At 25.3% G+C, this 19,509-nt stretch carries 20 protein-coding genes and 1 pseudogene; 4 read left to right on the top strand and 17 right to left on the bottom strand.

Annotated elements, in window-relative coordinates:
* Nucleotides 1-88 (top strand): annotated as a pseudogene (locus tag C7380_RS13875) (carbohydrate ABC transporter permease); the annotation flags it as partial.
* Nucleotides 89-90: 2 nt separating this feature from the next.
* Here the strand turns inward: C7380_RS13875 and C7380_RS12800 are convergent.
* From C7380_RS12800 to pfkA, 8 genes are all read right to left on the bottom strand, one after another.
* The gene (locus C7380_RS12800; RefSeq protein ID WP_109606546.1) at nucleotides 91-717 is read right to left on the bottom strand and encodes a hypothetical protein; all 627 of its coding nucleotides are present in this window, start codon (nucleotides 715-717) and stop codon (nucleotides 91-93) included.
* 121 nt (nucleotides 718-838) lie between these two features.
* A complete protein-coding gene (locus C7380_RS12805) occupies nucleotides 839-2,416 on the bottom strand; it encodes a TrkH family potassium uptake protein (RefSeq protein WP_109606548.1) in 1,578 nt (525 codons plus the stop codon).
* A 10-nt stretch (nucleotides 2,417-2,426) separates the two neighbouring features.
* Nucleotides 2,427-3,104, bottom strand: a complete 678-nt coding sequence (locus C7380_RS12810) for a TrkA C-terminal domain-containing protein (protein WP_109606549.1) — start codon at nucleotides 3,102-3,104, stop codon at nucleotides 2,427-2,429.
* A complete protein-coding gene (locus tag C7380_RS12815; protein ID WP_109606551.1) occupies nucleotides 3,101-3,523 on the bottom strand; it encodes an NAD(P)-binding protein in 423 nt (140 codons plus the stop codon). The genes C7380_RS12810 and C7380_RS12815 overlap by 4 nt, the downstream gene beginning before the upstream one ends.
* A gap of 9 nt (nucleotides 3,524-3,532) precedes the next feature.
* Entirely contained in the window at nucleotides 3,533-4,147 is a 615-nt protein-coding gene (locus tag C7380_RS12820) for a DNA-binding transcriptional response regulator (protein ID WP_109606553.1), read from the bottom strand.
* Nucleotides 4,148-4,159: 12 nt separating this feature from the next.
* Nucleotides 4,160-5,575, bottom strand: a complete 1,416-nt coding sequence (hslU, locus tag C7380_RS12825; protein WP_109606555.1) for an ATP-dependent protease ATPase subunit HslU — start codon at nucleotides 5,573-5,575, stop codon at nucleotides 4,160-4,162.
* Between the two features lie 67 nt (nucleotides 5,576-5,642).
* Nucleotides 5,643-7,067, bottom strand: a complete 1,425-nt coding sequence (gene pyk / locus C7380_RS12830) for a pyruvate kinase (RefSeq protein WP_109606557.1) — start codon at nucleotides 7,065-7,067, stop codon at nucleotides 5,643-5,645.
* 24 nt (nucleotides 7,068-7,091) lie between these two features.
* Nucleotides 7,092-8,051 carry a 6-phosphofructokinase gene (gene pfkA / locus C7380_RS12835; RefSeq protein WP_170110834.1) on the bottom strand — a complete coding sequence of 320 codons (960 nt, stop codon included), beginning with the start codon at nucleotides 8,049-8,051 and terminating at the stop codon, nucleotides 7,092-7,094.
* A gap of 247 nt (nucleotides 8,052-8,298) precedes the next feature.
* Between pfkA and C7380_RS12840 the strand changes: the two genes are divergently transcribed.
* A complete protein-coding gene (locus C7380_RS12840; RefSeq protein ID WP_109606561.1) occupies nucleotides 8,299-8,733 on the top strand; it encodes a Fur family transcriptional regulator in 435 nt (144 codons plus the stop codon).
* 27 nt (nucleotides 8,734-8,760) lie between these two features.
* On the opposite strand, the gene gcvPB is transcribed toward C7380_RS12840, so the two are convergent.
* Genes gcvPB through C7380_RS12860 form a run of 4 tightly spaced genes read right to left on the bottom strand, consistent with a single transcriptional unit; the run spans nucleotide 8,761 to nucleotide 12,852 of the window.
* Nucleotides 8,761-10,188 (bottom strand): aminomethyl-transferring glycine dehydrogenase subunit GcvPB, encoded by a 1,428-nt coding sequence (gene gcvPB / locus C7380_RS12845; protein WP_109606563.1) that lies wholly within the window; start codon nucleotides 10,186-10,188, stop codon nucleotides 8,761-8,763.
* Nucleotides 10,185-11,522 (bottom strand): aminomethyl-transferring glycine dehydrogenase subunit GcvPA, encoded by a 1,338-nt coding sequence (gene gcvPA / locus C7380_RS12850; RefSeq protein ID WP_109606581.1) that lies wholly within the window; start codon nucleotides 11,520-11,522, stop codon nucleotides 10,185-10,187. The genes gcvPB and gcvPA overlap by 4 nt, the downstream gene beginning before the upstream one ends.
* Nucleotides 11,523-11,545: 23 nt before the next feature.
* The gene (gene gcvT / locus C7380_RS12855; protein WP_109606565.1) at nucleotides 11,546-12,658 is read right to left on the bottom strand and encodes a glycine cleavage system aminomethyltransferase GcvT; all 1,113 of its coding nucleotides are present in this window, start codon (nucleotides 12,656-12,658) and stop codon (nucleotides 11,546-11,548) included.
* Nucleotides 12,646-12,852: a hypothetical protein gene (locus tag C7380_RS12860; RefSeq protein WP_109606567.1), complete on the bottom strand. Its 207-nt coding sequence runs from the start codon at nucleotides 12,850-12,852 to the stop codon at nucleotides 12,646-12,648. The genes gcvT and C7380_RS12860 overlap by 13 nt, the downstream gene beginning before the upstream one ends.
* 333 nt (nucleotides 12,853-13,185) lie before the next feature.
* On the opposite strand from C7380_RS12860, the gene C7380_RS12865 reads away from it, so the two are divergent.
* Entirely contained in the window at nucleotides 13,186-15,339 is a 2,154-nt protein-coding gene (locus tag C7380_RS12865; protein ID WP_109606569.1) for a Tex-like N-terminal domain-containing protein, read from the top strand.
* 16 nt (nucleotides 15,340-15,355) lie between these two features.
* Here the strand turns inward: C7380_RS12865 and C7380_RS12870 are convergent, their stop codons facing one another.
* From C7380_RS12870 to C7380_RS13580, 5 genes are all read right to left on the bottom strand, one after another.
* A complete protein-coding gene (locus C7380_RS12870; RefSeq protein ID WP_109606571.1) occupies nucleotides 15,356-15,628 on the bottom strand; it encodes an HU family DNA-binding protein in 273 nt (90 codons plus the stop codon).
* A 42-nt stretch (nucleotides 15,629-15,670) separates the two neighbouring features.
* Entirely contained in the window at nucleotides 15,671-16,207 is a 537-nt protein-coding gene (locus tag C7380_RS12875) for a hypothetical protein (RefSeq protein WP_109606573.1), read from the bottom strand.
* A 102-nt stretch (nucleotides 16,208-16,309) separates the two neighbouring features.
* Nucleotides 16,310-17,005 carry a DUF1175 family protein gene (locus C7380_RS12880; protein ID WP_109606575.1) on the bottom strand — a complete coding sequence of 232 codons (696 nt, stop codon included), beginning with the start codon at nucleotides 17,003-17,005 and terminating at the stop codon, nucleotides 16,310-16,312.
* A gap of 17 nt (nucleotides 17,006-17,022) precedes the next feature.
* Nucleotides 17,023-17,589, bottom strand: coding sequence for a LemA family protein (locus C7380_RS12885; protein WP_109606577.1), 567 nt, complete (start codon nucleotides 17,587-17,589; stop codon nucleotides 17,023-17,025).
* Nucleotides 17,590-17,615: 26 nt separating this feature from the next.
* Entirely contained in the window at nucleotides 17,616-18,455 is an 840-nt protein-coding gene (locus tag C7380_RS13580; RefSeq protein ID WP_158274915.1) for a TPM domain-containing protein, read from the bottom strand.
* A gap of 212 nt (nucleotides 18,456-18,667) precedes the next feature.
* Here C7380_RS13580 and C7380_RS12895 point away from each other — a divergent pair, with 212 nt between their 5' ends.
* Nucleotides 18,668-19,324 carry a phosphatase PAP2 family protein gene (locus tag C7380_RS12895; RefSeq protein ID WP_109606579.1) on the top strand — a complete coding sequence of 219 codons (657 nt, stop codon included), beginning with the start codon at nucleotides 18,668-18,670 and terminating at the stop codon, nucleotides 19,322-19,324.
* Nucleotides 19,325-19,509 lie beyond the last annotated feature (185 nt).

Raw genomic sequence — 19,509 nt, forward strand, 5'->3', positions numbered from 1 at the left:
GGTTGCTGCTTTACCCACTCTTATCGTTTATATCGTTCTTGGTAAGTATTTCTTAAAAGGTCTTTTATCTGGTTCTGTTAAAGGTTAAGTTTATAATATTATATAATATATTTCATATATAGAATTACTCCAATTACAATCTGTGAAGTAGTAATTCATATTTATATTATATAATTTTTCAAGTTCAATAACTTTATAATTTTCATTAAATTTTCCATATTCATCTATTGCTATCAAATATACTTTTTTCCCATAATAATTATAATTTTTATTTAAACTCAAAGAAAAATAATTATTATATATTCTTATATTTAAAACATTATCAGAAATTTTTTTAGTTTTTCCATTCATATATTCTATATTTAAAATTTTAGTGTCTATATATTCATAATTATAATATTCTGAGGTATATTTTCTTGAAATATACTTACTTTCAAAAGCATTTATATATTGTTCAGAAAAATAATCTAATTTTATATTTTCTGGATAATATTTATTTTTTAAAATATTAACCATATTAATTTGTTCTATTTGATTATAAGTTTGATTATTTAATTTAGCAGTGAAATCTTTAAATCCAAAATTATTATAATCATTTTCATATTTTTTATTTGTTATATATATCTTTTCTTTTTCTTCAGCTATTATACAAGAATTTAAAATAAAAGTTGATAATAATATTATTAATAAAATTGTCATCCTTTTAATTTTTTTCATGATTTAACCCCCAAATTTTTTATTTTTATAATATTATTATATTAAATTAAATCATTTTATATAACTCATTTTCGATAATATGGTATTTTAGGGAGTAAAATGAATAAAACTCGATTCTTTTTTAAGAATCGAGTTTATTTTTTTTATTTAATATAAAATTTATATCTCTTATTAATTTTATTATTGCATAAAATATTGCATAAAATTCAAGTCTTCCCAAATACATTCCAAGTGTTTCTATCCAGATAACACCTAAAGGAGCATTAGGATTTGTTATTCCAACAGATAATCCAACTGCAGAAAGTGCTGAAGCATATTCAAACATTGAATCTTCAAGTGTATATCCATATCCCAATAAAACAAAAACTCCTATAAAATATACTATAAAATACATCATAAATACAGCAATTACATCTCTTAAAGTTTCAAAACCAATTTTCTTTCTTGATACTCCTTTATAAACTTCAACATGGAATTTTGTGCCATTAGGTTTGAAAAAAGATTTTATTTGAACTAATATTAATTTTAAAGCTATATAAACTCTGTATAATTTTAATCCTCCAGCAGTAGAATCCATCATTCCACCAAGTATCATCAAAATAGTCATTATTAAAAGGGCAAATAAATTCCAATTTTCAAATGAAACTGTTGAAAACCCAGTACCTGTTAAAGCAGAAATGACTTGAAAAGCTCCATGTCTAACGCCATTAGCTACTCCATATATATTTAATGTATTGAATAAAAATATAAATATAAATGATATTAGTAATATAAAAAACATAGTTTTTGGTTCAGGGTTTTTAAAAAATGGTTCCATTCTTATTCTTTCTTTAAATTCTAATTTATTTATTTTACCTTTCTTATAATCAAGTATATTTCTATAAGAATTTTTTATCATAATTGCTCCTGCATAATGAACACCAAAACCAGTTCCGCCCATTATCATTAAAAGCATTATTATTATATCCATTGAAACATTGTCAAATGCACCTATACTAAAATTTTTAGAAGAAAATCCTCCTGTTGCAAGTGCAGTTAAAGTATGATTAAAAGCTTCAAAAAATGGCAATTTTGAAATAAACATCAATAAAAGTATTCCAATAAAAGCCCAAATTAAATATATACCAGTTATAATTTTAGCTGAATCTCTTAAATTTGGAACTAAATTATCTGTTCTTCCTTCCGCTTGATACAAACCCACTCCCATACTACCAGCAGTTATAACCATTATAAGCGCAAAACCTGCTCCACCGATATACTGCATTATTGATCGCCAAATTATAAAAGTTCTTGATATTATTTCTACATCAGAAATCATCGTTAATCCTGTTGTTGTCCAGCCTGATGTAGATTCAAAAATAGCTTGATGTATATTAAGCATTCCTTCAAATACAAAAGGTAATGATGAAAAAAATATAGAAAAAGTCCATACAAAAAATATTATCATGACTGCATCTTGTACATTTAATTTTTCATATTTTTCTTCTTCTTTTTTTCTACCAAAAAATCTAAAAATTATACCTGTAGAAATAGTTAATAAAAATGTATAAAAAAAAGAAAAAAAAGTTCTTATATCACCATAAATAAAAGAGGTTGAACCAACCCCTAAAATTAAAAATGATAAATAAGTTATAACTTTACCTGTTATACTCATTATTTCCCTATATCTTAATTTTAAATAATGTCTATATGTCGGCATAAAATCACCTCTATTTTAATGCTTCTTTTACTTTTTGAACTTGTTCTTTTAGGCTAAATACTATTATTTTATCATTTTCTTCTATAATACTCTCACCTTGAGGAACTTTGATTTCTCCATCTGATTTTATTTGAACACCAATTATAGTATTTTCAGGTAATTTTATGTTTTTTAATTTTTTATTACATGATTTGTCTTTTATATTGATTAATAATTCTAATATAGATAGTTTTTCTACATAAGGATTAAAAAAATCAGTTATGTCTTCATAATTCAAAGAGGCTTCTATCAATTTTTCCATCCAAGATATTGGAGTTAATGTATTTACATTTATTGTTTTAAACATAAATTCATTTTCTGGAGAATTTACCAAAGAAACTATTCTTATATCTTCATAATATTGTCTTAATAACCAAGAAATTACAAAATTTTCTGAATCATTCTCTGATATTATTATTAAGGCACCAACTCTTGAAGTCATTTCTAAATTTTCAACCCAATCTATATCTGTTGGATCATTATTTATTAATTCTAATGAAGAATAATAAGCCTTTAGACCATCCATTAATTCTATATTTTCTTTTTTCTTACTTATATAATATACTTCATTTCCAAGTAATAATAGTTTTTTTGCAAGTGAGTATGCTAATGTATCTCCTTCAAAAATATAAAAAGTTTTTTTCTTCATATTTTATCTACCTTCTCAAAATCTTCAACTAATTGTTGTACAGAATTTTCTATAGGACAGAATAATTCAACATTTGCTTTTTTAAATATATCTTTTTTTATAGGATCATTAACTCTTGCTACAAGTTTAATATTTGGATTTATATTTTTAATTCCGTATGCAAGCATAAAATTTAAATTATCATCTGGAGTAACTATATATACCATATCTGCTTTTTCAAGTTTTACTCTATTTAATGCATCCATATCACTTGTATCAACCGTCATGGTAAACCCAGTAAAATTTCTATTACTAAGTCTTATAAAAGAATTTTCATCTTTATCTATAACTACAACAGAATGATTTTCAGAAAGTTTTAAAGCTAATTCTGAACCTAATCTTCCACATCCAATTATTATAATAAATTTTATTTTTTCCATAAAACACCTCTATTTTAAAGCATTAGAAGCTTTGTAATGTTTTTGTGCGAGTTCATCTTTTCCTTTTTTTCTATAAAATTTATAAAATAGTAAATGTGGTTGATATGAGTTAGGATTTTCATACATCAATTTAGATATTTTATTTTTTATGGAATAATATTGTATATGATTTTCTATATCTAATTCATCTATTAAATCACTTAAATAGTCATAATTTTCTTTAAGGCTTCTGTATTTAAAAATAGAAGATTTTACCATACCATAAAATTCTTCAGGTGTGACTGGCTTTTCGTGCCAGTCATCTACACCGAACTTTAAAGATTTTTTTAATCTATCTATTGTAACAAAATTACTTATTATATATAAATGTGTTTTTGGAAACAAACTTTTTATTTTTTCAAGTTTTTCAGTTATATCTTTACCATTTATCTCTATTTCAGATATTATCAATGAAAGTCTTTCTTTTTCTTCTGGATCATAATTTTCTAAAAAATTATCTATTTCCGAAATTTCAGAAAGTGTTTTAATATCAAAATCTATTTCAATTATATTTTGAAGAAGTTTTTTATACAAATTTATAACCGATTCTTCTTCTTCAATTATTATTATTTCAATTTTATTCATTATTTACCACCTTTAAAGGATAAACTCTCTAACATTTTCATCATCTATAACTGGTCCTAATTTATTTTTTACATAGTCTGAATCTATTTCTAAACTCCATGGTGTAGAAGCTGGAGCTTCAAAAGAAACTTCTTCTAATACTTTTTCTACTACAGTATAAAGTCTTCTTGCTCCTATATTTTCTATTTTTTGATTTAAATCAAAAGCTATGTGTGCAAGTTCTTTTATACCATCATCTGTAAATTTTATTTCAACTTCATCTGTTTTTAATAATTCTATATATTGTTTTAATATTGCATTTTGAGGTTTTGTCAAAATATTTAAGAAATCTTCTTCTGTTAAATCTTCTAATTCAACTCTTACTGGAAACCTTCCTTGTAATTCTGGAATCAAATCAGATGGTTTTGCTACATGGAAAGCTCCAGCTGCTATAAATAATATATAATCAGTTTTTACAGGTCCATATTTTGTAACAATATTAGTTCCTTCTACAATCGGAAGTAAATCTCTTTGAACTCCTTCCCTTGAAACTTCTCCACCATTACCTTGGCCATTTCTTGTAGTTATTTTATCTATTTCATCTAAAAATATTATTCCTCTATTTTGAGCTCTTTCTATGCCTTCATGTATCATTTTATCTTTGTCTATCAATTTTTCTGCTTCAATAGGTAATAATACTTTTCTTGCTTCTGATACTTTCATTCTTCTTTTATTTTTTTTCTTAGGCATCATATTTTGAAACATTTCACCTAATTGAATTCCCATATCTTCAAATTCTGGTCCCATACCAGCAAACATTGGTGATGAATCTTCTTCTAATTCTATTTCTATTTCTATTTCTTCTAATTCACCATTTTTTAATTTTTCAAATATCTCTGCTCTTCTTTTATTTATATCATCTGAATCTTTAACTTTATTATTTTCATTTTCATTGTTTATATATGGATTATTTTGTCCAAACATTTGTAACATTTCCATAAAAGGAGCTTTTTGTTCATTTTTCTTATTTCCTGGAACAAATATTTCTATTAATCTTTCTTCTACTAATTTTTCTGCTCTTTTTTCAACTTCAGAAATCATTTCTTTTCTAACTAAATTTATCGATACATCAACTAATTCTCTTATCATTGATTCAACATTTTTTCCAACATATCCAACTTCAGTAAATCTAGTTGCTTCAAATTTAACAAAAGGAGCATTAGCTATTTCTGCTAATCTTCTTGCAATTTCAGTTTTTCCGACCCCTGTTGGTCCCATCATTAAAATATTTTTTGGAATTATCTCTTTTTTTAATTCTTCATCAAGATTTAACCTTCTAATTCTATTTCTTAATGCTATTGCAACGAGCTTTTTTGCAGAATCTTGCCCAATTATATATTTATTTAATTCACCAACTATTTTCCTTGGTGTTAGTTGATCCAATACCATGTTTATCACCTCGACATAATTGTATCATATTAATTAATTTTTAAAAAGCGTGGTTAGCCCACGCTTTTTATACTTCATGTACTTTTAAAAGATTAGTTGTTCCAGAGAACCCATAAGGAATTCCCGCTGTAACTATTATATTATCACCTTTTTTTGAATAATCCATAGTTCTAACTATATTTGATATATTATTTAACATAGAATCTGTATCAACAAATTTTGACATTATTACAGGAGTTACTCCCCATACTAAAGCCATTCTATTATAAGTTTCTTTTCTTGGAGATGCAGCTATTATATTTACACTTCTTCTAAATCTTGATAATGCTCTCGCTGTATATCCGCTATAAGTAGAAGCTACTATAACATCTATATTTAAGTCTTCAGCAGTATCAATAGCAGCTTTTGATATTGCATTAGTTGCAAGATCTCCACCTTCCAAACTAAAATAATCAAATTTAAAAGTATAATCACCAAGATATTCTTCTGTTTCTTTTGCAACATTTACCATAACTTTTACTGCTTCAATTGGATACGCTCCTACTGAAGTTTCTGCTGAAAGCATTACCGCATCAGTTCCATCCAATATAGCATTTGCTATATCAGAAGCTTCAGCTCTTGTAGGTACAGGATTTTCAATCATAGTTTCAAGCATCTGAGTAGCAGTTATTACTGGTTTTGCTTTTGCATTCGCAAGTTCTATTATCCTTTTTTGTAATAATGGAACTTTTTGAACAGGAACTTCTACACCAAGATCTCCTCTTGCGACCATTACACCATCAGCAGCATCTATTATCGATTCTAAATTTTCAATTGCCTGTAATGTTTCAATTTTTACTATTACAGGAATATCAGGAGCTCCTAATTCTTTTAATATATTTTTTGTTTGTTTTACATCTTCTGGTTTTCTTACAAAAGACTGCGCAATATAATCAATACCCCATTTAACAGCATTTTCTATATAAAGTTTATCTTTTTTTGTTAATCCAGGAAGTTTTATATCAACACCAGGAACATTTATGCCTCTTCTATGTGTAATAGTTCCACCATTTATTATTTTTGTATAAATATTTTTTTTATCAACTTTAATTACTTCTAATTTTACTTTACCATCATTTAATAAAATAAAATCTTTTGGTTGAACATCTTCTACTAAACCAGAATAAGTCAAGCTTACAATATGTTCATCTCCATCTAATTCATCAGAAGTTAATATGAATTCGTTTCCTTCAACAAGAGTAACTTCATCTGTTTTAAAATTTTTTGTTCTCATTTTAGGTCCTTCAAGGTCTAAAAGAACTGCTATTGGAACATTTAACTTTTCTCTTATTTCTTGAATTTTTTTTGTTCTTTCTCCATGTATTTGAGGATCACCATGTGAAGTATTAAGTCTTGCAACATTCATTCCTGTTTTTATTAATTTTTCTAACATCTCATCACTTTCAGTAGCTGGGCCTATTGTACATACTATTCTCGTCTTTTTTTCAAGCATATGATTCTCTCCTTTCTTTTTCTTTTATGAAAGTATTTTAGAGAGTTTTAATAAATCCATATCTAATTCTTTCTTTTCTGAAAGAACTTTTTCTATAGGAACTCTTGCCATATTTGATCTGCTGAGAGAAGTCATAACACCAAAATCTTTTTCTAATATAGCTTTTACAGCTTCATGACCCATTCTTGCTGCTAATAATCTATCGAAGGCACTTGGTGCTCCTCCTCTTTGAACATGACCAAGTATTGTTATTCTTGTTTCAAAACCAATTCTATTTTCAAGATGTCTTGAAACAGTATAAGCACTTGCAGCTCCTTCTGCTACAACTATTATAGAATTAATTTTTCCTCTTTGTCTTTCTTCCCAAATTCTTTCAGCTATAGCTTTAAAATCAACTGGATTTTCTGGTATTATTACAGCTTCTGCTCCAACAGCTATACCAGATGCAAGAGCTATATATCCCGAGCCTCTTCCCATTACTTCAACTACAAAAGCTCTTTCATGAGATGAAGCAGTATCTTTTAATTTTTGCATTGCTTCTACACAAGTATTTAAACAAGTATCAACACCTATACACATATCTGTAAAGGATATATCATTATCTATAGATCCTGGTATACCTATAACAGGAATTCCATGTTCTTCTGATAAAAGTTTTCCGCCTGTCAGACTACCTTCTCCACCTATAATAACTAAAACATCAATTCCTAATTCCTTTAAATTTTGAGCTGCTTTTGATCTTATTTCTGGAAGTTTAAACTCTGGAACTCTTGCTGTTCTAAGAATTGTTCCTCCTCTTTCCATTATTCCACCAACATCAGAAAAAGAAAACTTTCTGAATTCTTTATCAAGAATACCAGCAAAGCCTCTATAAAATGCATAAACTTCTAATCCTTCTGTAACCGCTGATCGGGTAACAGCTCTTATTGCTGCATTCATTCCTGGTGCATCTCCACCACTTGTTATAATACCTATTCTTTTTATTTCGGACATAAAAATAACCTCCTCGTTTCTTATGAAAGTTTAGCATATAATAAAATTGACCCATTTTATTATATCATTAATTATAAGTATTTTTTATTAAATTATAGTTTTTTTCTTTTATATATTCGAAATCATTTGTGATTTTTTTTATTATTACAACCGATATATTAATATACAGTAAAATAAAGTAAATTTTTGAATCATTATATTCTCATTGTGATATAATTATTTTTAAGGAGGGATTATTATGATTGAGTTATATGATAAGGATAAAATAGTTAATATCCTAAAAGGATATAGCATCAGAGTTACTCCCAATCGTTTAAAAGTGGCAGAAATAATTTTAAATTCAGAAGTTCATCCTTCAATCGATGAAATTCATACTATTTTAACTAAAAGCGGAAAAAATATTTCTTTTACTTCAGTATATAATATCATAAAAATGTTTCAATCAGCAGGTATTGTAAAAGAAATAAAGTCCAAAGATAGATCTAGATATGATGCTAATCTCAAACCACATTCGCATTTTATATGTAAAAATTGTGGTAGAGTTTTTGATGTTGATATGGAAATTACAAATTCAAATTTTCCAACATCTATAAATGGTATGTCCGTGGACAGTCTTGAAGTAACATATTATGGTCTATGTTCAGAATGTAATAATGATAATAAGGATAATTAAATATTAAAGACGGCTAATTAGCCGTCTTTAATATTTAATATTTAATTCTTTATTTGCTTTTAACTCATTTAATCTTGATATTTTTGTATTATGTGGTGCCTTTTTTATTATATCAGGATTTGTTTTAGCTTCTTCAACTATTGTTTTAAAATTTTCTATAACTATATCTAATCTTTCTTTTGATTCTGTTTCTGTAGGTTCTATCATCATAGCTTCTTTTACTATTAATGGAAAATATACTGTTGGTGGATGTATATCAAAATCCATTAATCTTTTTGCAATATCTAATGTCTTAACTCCATATTCTTTCAAAAAAGATCCATCTATTACAAATTCATGTTTACATATTCCTTCATGAGACATGTTCATATATTCAGACATTTTTTTCTTCATATAATTAGCATTTAAAACTGCTAATTCACTTGCCCTTTTTAAACCATCTGAGCCCATGCTTAAAATATAAATATAAGCTTTTAAATATACTAAGAAATTTCCATAAAAGCTTCTTACTCTCCCTATAGAATGTTTAATATTGTAATTTATAAAGTATTTATCTTCTTTACTTTTTTCTACTATTGGTTTTGGTAAATAATCTTTTAAAAATTCTTTTACTCCAACAGTGCCACTTCCAGGCCCTCCCATTCCGTGAGGTGTTGAAAGAGTTTTATGTAAATTTAAATGGACTACATCAAATCCCATATCTCCAGGTCTTACTTTTCCCATTATTGCGTTTAAATTAGCTCCATCATAATAAAGTAATGTGTTATTTGATTTTGCAATTTTTGATATTTCTAATATATCTTTTTCAAAAATACCCAAGGTATTTGGATTAGTTAACATTATTGCTGCTATATCTTCTGTCATTATCTTTTTTAATTCTTCTATATCAACAGTACCATTTATATTAGATTTAACTTCAACAATTTCAAATCCAGCCATTTTAGCTGATGCAGGATTAGTTCCATGAGCCGAATCAGGTACTATAACTTTAGTTTTATTTTTAAAACCATTAGTTTCAAGATATTTTTTTATTATCAACATACCTGTGAGTTCTCCATGTGCACCTGCAGCCGGCTGTAAAGTAACTGCATCCATACCTGTAAGTTCTCCAAGATAATTTTGTAATTCATACATTATTTGTAAATTACCTTGTACAGTTTCTTCTTCTTGATAAGGATGTATAAATTTAAAATTTTCCCAATTAGCTATTTCTTCGTTTAATACAGGATTATATTTCATAGTACATGATCCTAGTGGATAAAAACCCTTATCTACAGAATGATTTAATTTTTCAAGTTCATCATAATGTCTTATTACTTCTAATTCATATGTTTCTGGTAAATTTGGTAGTTCTTTTCTTAAATATTTTTTATCTATATTTTCTTTAGGAACATCTAATTCTGGAATTCTAAAACCTGTTCTTCCATTCATTGATTTATCAAAAATTAACTTCATATTATCCCCTCCAAAAAAGAACATATAAAGTCTATTTCTTCTTTAGTATTTAATTCAGTAGCACAAAATAAAGCAATATTTTTTTCACCTGTTATTTTTTCTAAATTTAAAGGGCCAAAATATTTTTGTTCATGCAATTTTTTATTTATTTTATCTATAGAAATTTTTGATTTTAAAGCAAATTCATTAAAAAATGTTCCTTCAAAAACAGGTTCAAATTTTTCTGTTTTTATTAGCTTATTATATAAATAATGAGATTTATGATAATTTTGCATCGCTATTTCTTTTATACCTGTTCTACCCATTATACTCATATAAACAGCAGCTAATAAAGCATTATGAGCGTGATTCGAACAGATATTTGAAGTTGCTTTTTCTCTTCTTATATGCTGTTCTCTTGTTTGAAGAATCATCACAAATCCTTCTTTCCCATTATCATCTATAGTTTTACCTATAATTCTTCCTGGCATATTTCTAATAAATTCTTTTTTAGAAGAAAAAAATCCAAATCCTGGTCCTCCAAACCCTGGGGCATTTCCAAGAGGTTGCCCTTCTCCAACTACTATATCAGCTCCAAGTTTCCCAGGTGATTGAAAAGCTCCAAGCATTATAGGATTTGAAACAACTATTAAAAGTATATTTTTTGGAATAATTTCTCTTATTTCTTCTATATCTTCAATTATTCCATAAAAGTTTGGATAACCTATTACTACAGAGGATATTTCATCATTTATTTTATTTTTTAAATCTGTTATGTTGATTTTCCCTGTTTTTTTATCATAATTTATCTTTTCTAAATTGAATTCTTGAGGTTTTAAATATGTCTCACAAACTTCAATATATTCAGGATGTATAGTATTCGCTATTAATGTTTTATATTTTTTATTAATTCTACCAGCCATTAAAATTGCTTCTGCAACTGAAGTTGCTCCATCATACATAGATGAATTTGAAACTTCTAAACCTGTAAGCTCAGATATCATAGTTTGAAATTCATACATTATTTGTAATGTTCCTTGAGAAACTTCAGCTTGATAAGGGGTATAAGCTGTTAAAAAACCTCTTTTAGCTCCTATTTGATATACTATTGATGGAATATAATGATTATATATTCCACCTCCTCTAAAACAACCAAAATCTCTAATATTGTCATTTAAAGATGCTTTTTCTCTTAAACTTCTTTTTAAATTAATTTCTGATATTGAATTTGGTATGTTAAGATCTCTATTTAATAATTCTGGAACATCTGAATAAAGATCATCTATAGCATTTACTCCTATGGTTTTTAGCATTTTATTTATATCTTCATCTGTATGTGGAAGATAAGGATACATTGCCAATTTTTTCACCCCTATTTTTATTTTTTTCCGCCTTTTGATGTCCCTTTATAAAAAGGCGTTTTTATTATTTTTGCTTCTAATAATTTATTTTTTGCTTTTATAAAAATTTCATTTCCTATTTTTGATTTATCTTTATCTATATATATCAAAGCAAGATTTTTATTTAATGTTGGAGATTTAGCTCCACTTGTTACATAACCTATTTTATTATCAGCAGCATCATAAACTTCATAATCATGTCTAACTGGCATTTTAGAATTAATTTCAATTCCTCTTAAAACTTTTTTTAATCCATTTTTTTGCTGTTCTAAAATTTTTTCTGAACCTATAAAGTTTTTTCCAAGATTTAACGTCCATTTTAATCCCGCTTCTAACGGTGTAATTTCATCATTCATTTCATTACCATATAATAAAAGTTTAGGTTCAAATCTTAAAGTATCTCTTGCTCCTAAACCTGATGGACTTCCTCCTACTTCTTCTACAAGTTTCAAAAGTTTTTTCCATATTTCAACACTTATTTCATTTTTACAATATATTTCAAATCCATCTTCCCCTGTATAACCTGTTCTTGATAATATTATTTCAAAGTTGTCATATTTTAATGTTCTAAATTTATAAAATTCTATTTCATTTAAATCATATGTAAATATTTTTTGTAATTGTTTTTCTGCTAAAGGTCCTTGAATGGCAATTTGAGATATTTCATCTGATATGTTTTTTATATTGATATTGTAATTTTTTGATTGTTCTCTTATCCAATTAAAGTCTTTTTCAATATTAGAAGCATTTACTACAAGTAAAAAATTCTCTTCATCATATTTATAAGCAAGAAGATCATCTACTATACCTCCTTCATGATTACACATAGGAGTATATAATATGTCATAAGGTTTCATATCTTCTATTCTATTTGGTAATAAATATTCTATAAATTTTTGTGCATCTTTTCCTTTTATTTCTATTTCTCCCATATGGGATACATCAAAAATTCCAACTTTCTCTCTAACTTTATTATGTTCTTCAATTATAGATGTATACCATACAGGCATTTCCCAACCACCAAACTCTATCATCTTTGCATTCAATTTTAGATGTTCTTCATACAAAGGTGTTTTCTTTAATTCTCCCATGTTGTATCCTCCCCTTTTATAATATTTATTATTTCTTTGGATTCTTTATAATTACTATCTTCTACATATATTGAGTAATAAGTACCAACTCCCATATATTCCATTCCTATACCAGTAGAAGACTTTATTATAATTTTTATATTTTTTTCTTCAAAATAAGCTTTTATTAATTGCAATTCTGTGTAATTTAACATTTCTATAACTTTTTTTATTTAAATCACCTCCAATTAATTATATCACGAGATATGAAATTTTTTTCAATGAAGATTTTCACAATACAACTTAATTAAAACTAATTATACTTTATTAATAATGAAATTATACTTTACTTTTAAAAATTTGATTATGATTAGTTATGTCATTCTTTTATTTATTGTTAATATAATTTTTGTATAATATATAGGATTTAATTCAAATTAAATAATCTAAAAATTTGCAATAAATAAGGAGGGTAGACGTTATAGTCAAATAAAAAATATTTTAATTTTGATTTTATATTATTTTTTATTTTACATAGCGGTTTAGTAATGAATATAATAAAACATATCAGTAATGAATTAAAAGTTTCTGAAAAAGGTGTAAATAATACTATAAACCTTTTAGAAGATGGTAATACAGTTCCTTTTATAAGTCGTTACAGAAAAGAATTAACTGGAAATTTTAATGAAGAAATAATAAGAAAAATTGATGAACTTAATAATTATTATAAAAATTTGGAATCTTATAAAGAAACTGTTTTAAAAAGTATTGACGAACAAGGTCAATTAACTGAAGATTTAAAAATCAGTATTTTAAATTGTACTAAAATGCCTGATTTAGAAGATATTTACTTACCTTATAAAAAAAGAAAAAAAACAAAGGCAGATAAAGCTATTGAAGCTGGTTTAGAAGATCCTACACTTATCATTTTAAATGGTAAAAATATTGAAAAAGATTTTTTTAAAACATATATAAATGATGAATATCCTAATGAAGATTCAATTATAGAAGGTATTTCTCATATTATAGGTCAAAAATTTGCTCATGATAAAATCATAAGAGAAAAATTAAGAAATAATTATGAAAAATTTGGATTTATTATTTCAAATAAGAAAAAAGATTTTTTAGAAACTGAAACAAAATATGATATGTATAATGAATTTTCTCAAAAAATTTCTGAAATACAAGATTATAGAGTTCTCGCAATTAATAGAGGCGAAAAAGAAAATATTTTAACTGTAAAATTAGAATTACATAATTCTTATATTAATGCCTTATTTAATTTATATATGACAAATAAATCTTATAATGATGAAATTATTTCTTTAGGGCTTGATTATGGTTTTAAGAGTCTTCTTAATCCTTCAATAGAAAGAGAAATACGTCAAAATTTATCTTTAAAAGCTGAAGAATCAGCAATTAACTTATTTTCGAACAATTTAAGACAACTTTTATTAACTCCCCCTTTAAAAAATAAAAGAATATTAGCTATTGATCCAGGTTTTAGAACAGGTTGTAAAGTAGTTGCCATTAATGAATTTGGAAATTTTTTAGAATATAATACCATTTTTCCAGTTCCACCAAAAAATGATTTTTTTGGTTCTGAAAAAACTGTATTGAATATGATAAAAAAACATAGTTTAAATTTAATTGTAATTGGAAATGGAACAGCTTCAAGAGAAACACAAAATTTTATTGTTCAAGTTAAGAAAAATAATAATCTTAACATTAAATATATTTTTGCAAATGAAGCTGGAGCTTCTGTATATTCAGCATCTAAAATAGCAAAACAAGAATTTCCAGATTTCGATGTAACTGTAAGAGGAGCAATTAGTATTGGTAGAAGAATTCAAGATCCATTAGCTGAATTAGTAAAAATAGATCCAAAATCTATAGGTGTTGGACAATATCAACATGATGTCAATCAAAAATCATTAAAAGAAAAATTGAACAATGTTGTTGAAAGTGTTGTTAATTACGTTGGAGTAAATTTAAATACAGCATCATCTTCTCTTTTGCAATTTGTTTCTGGTATTACACCTACTATTTCTAAAAGAATTATACAATATCGTGAAAATACTGGGTCTTTTAAATCTAGAGATGAAATTAAAAATATTAAAGGACTTGGCCCAAAATCTTTTGAACAGAGTGCAGGTTTTTTGAGAATTTTTGATAGTACAAATCCACTTGATATGACAGGCATTCATCCAGAAAGTTATAATTTTACAATTGATTTTATACAATTTTTAGGGTATTCTATTGATAAGATATTCGACAAAGAATTTAAAGATACTCTTAATAATATTTTAAATGATGATAATAGAATTAAAGATATTTCAGAAGAATTAAATATTGGTACTTATACTTTAGAAGATATAATAAAAGAACTTTTAAAGCCTGGCAGAGATTTAAGAGATGATTTACCAGCGCCAATTCTTTTTGATGATGTTTTAAATTTTGAAGATTTAAAAGAGGGCATGGTTCTTGAAGGAAAAATAACAAATATAACAGATTTTGGTGCTTTTGTAGATTTAGGTATTAAAGAAAGTGGTTTAATTCATAAATCTAATCTATCTGATAGTTATGTAAAACATCCAACAGATGTTGTTAAAATAAATGATATAGTAAGAGTTGAAATAATAAAAATTGATAAAAATCTTAAAAGAATTAATCTTAAAAGATTAAATAAAAAGGGCGCTTGACAGCGCCCTATTTTTATTATTTTACTCTCTCTTTTAATTCTTTTCCAGCTATAAATTTAGGTACTTTTCTTGCAGGTATTTTTATCTGCTTACCTGTTTGAGGATTTACACCTTTTCTTGCAGCTCTTTGTTGTACTTTAAATGTACCAAATCCAACTAACTTAACTTCCCCTTCTTTTTCTAATTCTTCAGATACTACTGAAACAAAGCTATCAACAAATACCTCAGCTTGTTTTTTTGTTGTTGAAGCTTTTTCTGATAAAGCATCTACTAATTCCTTTTTATTCATCAAAATACCCCCTTTCGATAATTAAAGAACTTTTATGTTAAATCAAATTTTGTTTTTTCTATAAATAGAAGCTAAAATTTTTATTCTTTTATCATTTATTATTGATCTTAAAAAATTATAATCTTTTATTTTATGATTATTTCCAATTAAATCTATATAACCATATTCAATATCTTCATCGTATATATATAATCTTGATTTACCATAATTATTCCAAATTTTAAAATCATAATAATAATCATATTTTAATTGTTCTAATATGTCTTTAATTCTTTTTTTTCTTTCAAATATTATTTCATTTATTTTTAGTATTGTATTTATCTTCCATATAATTTCATCAGTATTTTTTTCATTTTTAATATTTTCAATATATGTTTCTAATGAAAAAAATTCATTATCTTTAATTCCTACTATTGAAAAATTAATCAATAAATCTAAGAATATATTTAAATCTTCTTTGAAATCTATATTTATATTCTTTATCAAATATTCTTGATTAAAAAATTCAAAATCATTCTCTATTAATTTATTTTTTTTATAATTATTTATATACTTACTTTTTAATAAAAAATAAACCATATATACTTTAGAACCTTCTTTACGTGTATATTATATCATAATATATTTTTTTAAACAACATGTTTTTAATTTTTTATTAATCTTATTGGACTAAATTTCAAATTAACTTAATATTTGAAATTTAAATATTCCACGAAAATAACCATTTTCTTTTATTGGCATCCAAGTTGGATCAGAAAGTTTGATTTTTTCAAGTTTGACAACTCTTATCTCACCTAAATTATCATTATCAACTGGTCCAGTATGATAAATTAAAAAATCTTCTCCATAATTTTTTATATATATCATAACATGATAAGGAAAATTAATATCTTCTGGATGTATAAAATACAATATATTTCCACTTTCTGCCTTATTTATATCTTTTCCAATATATTTCATGTTTTTTTCTATCAATATTCTTGCAGAAACAAAATTTGTCCAATTATCTTCAGACTTAAATATATTAGTACCTATATTAGGTATTTCAGGATAATTATATTTATTTATATCTTCATAAATAATTCCTTTATATCCTGTTTCTAATAACCATTTTGAATCATGTTTTTTTAAAGATTCTTTATATGCAAATCTTATAAGTCCTGCACAATCAGCATAATTTTCTGGTAATTTCATATTATTATTCGCAATATTTATTATTATGGAATTAAACCAATTATTAAAATTTTCAGAATCTTCTTGGTTTAACTTTAAAATATTTTCAATATCTGTTTTATTATTTATTTTAATTCCTTTTTTATCTTTTGTTATTATTATTGTGAATGATGATACTATTAATACAATTAATAGTATCATCATTATTATTTTTTTTCTTATTAGAAACTCACCTCTGGTCTTTCATAAGAGTATGAAGGCACTTCAAAATATTCTCTAGTTTCATATCCAAGATTTCCAGAAATTATATTAGTAGGAAATCTTTTTATTTTAGAGTTATAATCTCTAATTGAATCATTGTACCTTTTTCTACTAACGGATATTCTATTTTCTGTTCCTGATAATTCATCCATCAATTGAATAAAAACTTTATCAGATTTTAGTTCTGGATAACTTTCACTTATAGCTAAAAGCCTTGATAATGCACTATTCATTTCTCCTGCAGCTTTCATAGTTTCATCAGTAGTTTGTGCACCTATTAATTTTGCTCTGGCTTCTGAAACTTGTGTAAATATTTCTTTTTCTTGTGAAGCATAACCTTTTACAGTATTTACCAAGTTTGGTATTAAATCTGCTCTTCTCATTAATTGATTTTCTATTTCAGCCCAATTTGAATCTAAAGATTCATTTAAATTAACTAAACTATTATAAGTAGAAAAATACCAACCAAATATACCTATAGCAAATAATCCTATAATAACTAAAACTAATATTAATCCTTTTTTCATTTTTTTCCTCCTATAAATTTTATATATTAAAAACTTCTTCCAGCACCACCGCCACCTGATGAACCTCCACCAAATGACGAGCCTCCACTACTGCTTCCACTTCCACCGCCAAATCCTCCACTACTACTTCCTATTCTTGGTATTATATATGTTTTTCTGTATATATTTCCACAATTTGGACATTTATATACATATAAACCTTGTCCTGCTGAGTATCTTGTAGCTCTTTTTATTACTCTTTTTTGAGACATTTTCATTCTTTTACCACATGATGAACATTTTGGTGTAGTGAATATTGCTATTAATACTATTATTATAAAAGTTCCCATAATAATAAAAACTAAAAATATCGGATTAAAATCATCTGATGACTCTTCTAAATCGATATCCCCAGATATATAATCATTTATAGCTTCTAAAACATTTATAACTGCTAAATCATAATTTTTTTTAGAAAGATTTTCCATCATATATGTATCTATAAGTCTTCCAACTTTTCCATCAGGAAAATCGCCTTCTAAACCATATCCAGTTTCTATCTCTATTCTGCTTTTGCCTTTTTCTTCAGATAAAGCTATTAATATTAATAATCCATTATCTTTTTCTTTATCACCTATTTTCCAAGAATTAAAAATTTCTGTAGCCATTTCTTTTGGGGTTATTTCATCTTGAACAGATAAAGTTACAACTGCTATTTCTATTCCTTTATTAGATCTTATATCTTTTATTAGATTCTCTATTTTTTGATCTTCTTTTAATATGTTTAAATAATCATTTGTGTTTGAATAATGTTTTGGAACTTCCCATGAGAATATTAATATTGAAATATACATGATTAAAAATATAGTTATAGATTTTTTATTCAAGATTTTTTCCCTCACTTTGTTTTATTTTAATATATTATACCATTTATAAATTAAACTTAAAAGAATTATTTTTAATTTATGATATAATAAACTCTGATTTATAATGTCTTTCATTTTTGTAAGTTTAAAAACTTTCTTGTAAGTTATTTTTAATGTTATATATTTTATCAGAAAGTATAATTATTTTAAATACTTATAAGAGGTGATATTTTTTGAAAAATAAATTTTTTTTGATTTTATTTTTGGTTTTGTTTTTGACTTCGTTTTCAAATATAAATTCAGATCTAAAAATAAATATTAATGTTAATGACGATTACACTTTTTTAAAAGAAGAAATTTTTACTTTCAGTTCTATTTCTTTAGGAACTTTTATATTTGATGAGTCTATAAGAAATTTTAATGAATCTATAAATATAAAATTTCCAAGTATTGAAAGTATTACAGATGAAAAAGTTCTTTTAGGTGGAAATTCTACTATATTTTTTTATTCTATATTTTCTAAGGATAAAAAACTTCAAAGAGTTTCTTTAGAAAGTTTCCAAAAAGCTTTTTTTGCAGGTTCTATTGCCTATGCTTCAAAAATTTTTTTTGGTAGAGCAAGACCTTATTTGGAACTCGGTCATAACAATTTTGACTTTTTTAACTTTAATTATAATTTTCATTCTTTTCCATCGGGTCATTCAACTGTTTCTTGGGCTTTATTAACTCCATATGCTGAAAATTATAATAAAGCATTTTATATAATTCCTGCTTTTATTTCTATTTCAAGAATTATTGAAGATAAACATTGGACTTCTGATGTTATAATTGGTTCTGCATTAGGATTTTTTATAGGTAAATATTTACCTTATTTTGAATTTTCTTTTTAAATTTAATTAGTGACTTGAAAAATAGAGCAATAAAAAAGGGATATGAAATAAAAAACAAGTAAATGAAAAGCAACAAAAATAAAAACAAGTAAAAAAGGAATAAAAAGCGATAAAAAAGAGAAAAAAGAGAAGGGAAGAAAGAAAAAAAGATAGCAAAAGAAAAAGCTTAGAAAAAGCTTTTAATA

Origin of the sequence: Oceanotoga teriensis (assembly GCF_003148465.1) — a bacterium.
Lineage (GTDB): Bacteria > Thermotogota > Thermotogae > Petrotogales > Petrotogaceae > Oceanotoga > Oceanotoga teriensis.

Excerpts from the sequence above, each read along its gene's own strand:
- C7380_RS12800 (WP_109606546.1), bottom strand. The coding sequence starts at position 717 with ATGAAAAAAATTAAAAGGATGACAATTTTATTAATAATATTATTATCA.
- C7380_RS12805 (WP_109606548.1), bottom strand. The coding sequence starts at position 2,416 with ATGCCGACATATAGACATTATTTAAAATTAAGATATAGGGAAATAATG.
- C7380_RS12810 (WP_109606549.1), bottom strand. The coding sequence starts at position 3,104 with ATGAAGAAAAAAACTTTTTATATTTTTGAAGGAGATACATTAGCATAC.
- C7380_RS12815 (WP_109606551.1), bottom strand. The coding sequence starts at position 3,523 with ATGGAAAAAATAAAATTTATTATAATAATTGGATGTGGAAGATTAGGT.
- C7380_RS12820 (WP_109606553.1), bottom strand. The coding sequence starts at position 4,147 with ATGAATAAAATTGAAATAATAATAATTGAAGAAGAAGAATCGGTTATA.
- hslU (WP_109606555.1), bottom strand. The coding sequence starts at position 5,575 with ATGGTATTGGATCAACTAACACCAAGGAAAATAGTTGGTGAATTAAAT.
- pyk (WP_109606557.1), bottom strand. The coding sequence starts at position 7,067 with ATGCTTGAAAAAAAGACGAGAATAGTATGTACAATAGGCCCAGCTACT.
- C7380_RS12840 (WP_109606561.1), top strand. The coding sequence starts at position 8,299 with ATGATTGAGTTATATGATAAGGATAAAATAGTTAATATCCTAAAAGGA.
- gcvPB (WP_109606563.1), bottom strand. The coding sequence starts at position 10,188 with ATGAAGTTAATTTTTGATAAATCAATGAATGGAAGAACAGGTTTTAGA.
- gcvPA (WP_109606581.1), bottom strand. The coding sequence starts at position 11,522 with ATGTATCCTTATCTTCCACATACAGATGAAGATATAAATAAAATGCTA.
- gcvT (WP_109606565.1), bottom strand. The coding sequence starts at position 12,658 with ATGGGAGAATTAAAGAAAACACCTTTGTATGAAGAACATCTAAAATTG.
- C7380_RS12860 (WP_109606567.1), bottom strand. The coding sequence starts at position 12,852 with ATGTTAAATTACACAGAATTGCAATTAATAAAAGCTTATTTTGAAGAA.
- C7380_RS12865 (WP_109606569.1), top strand. The coding sequence starts at position 13,186 with ATGAATATAATAAAACATATCAGTAATGAATTAAAAGTTTCTGAAAAA.
- C7380_RS12870 (WP_109606571.1), bottom strand. The coding sequence starts at position 15,628 with ATGAATAAAAAGGAATTAGTAGATGCTTTATCAGAAAAAGCTTCAACA.
- C7380_RS12875 (WP_109606573.1), bottom strand. The coding sequence starts at position 16,207 with ATGGTTTATTTTTTATTAAAAAGTAAGTATATAAATAATTATAAAAAA.
- C7380_RS12880 (WP_109606575.1), bottom strand. The coding sequence starts at position 17,005 with ATGATGATACTATTAATTGTATTAATAGTATCATCATTCACAATAATA.
- C7380_RS12885 (WP_109606577.1), bottom strand. The coding sequence starts at position 17,589 with ATGAAAAAAGGATTAATATTAGTTTTAGTTATTATAGGATTATTTGCT.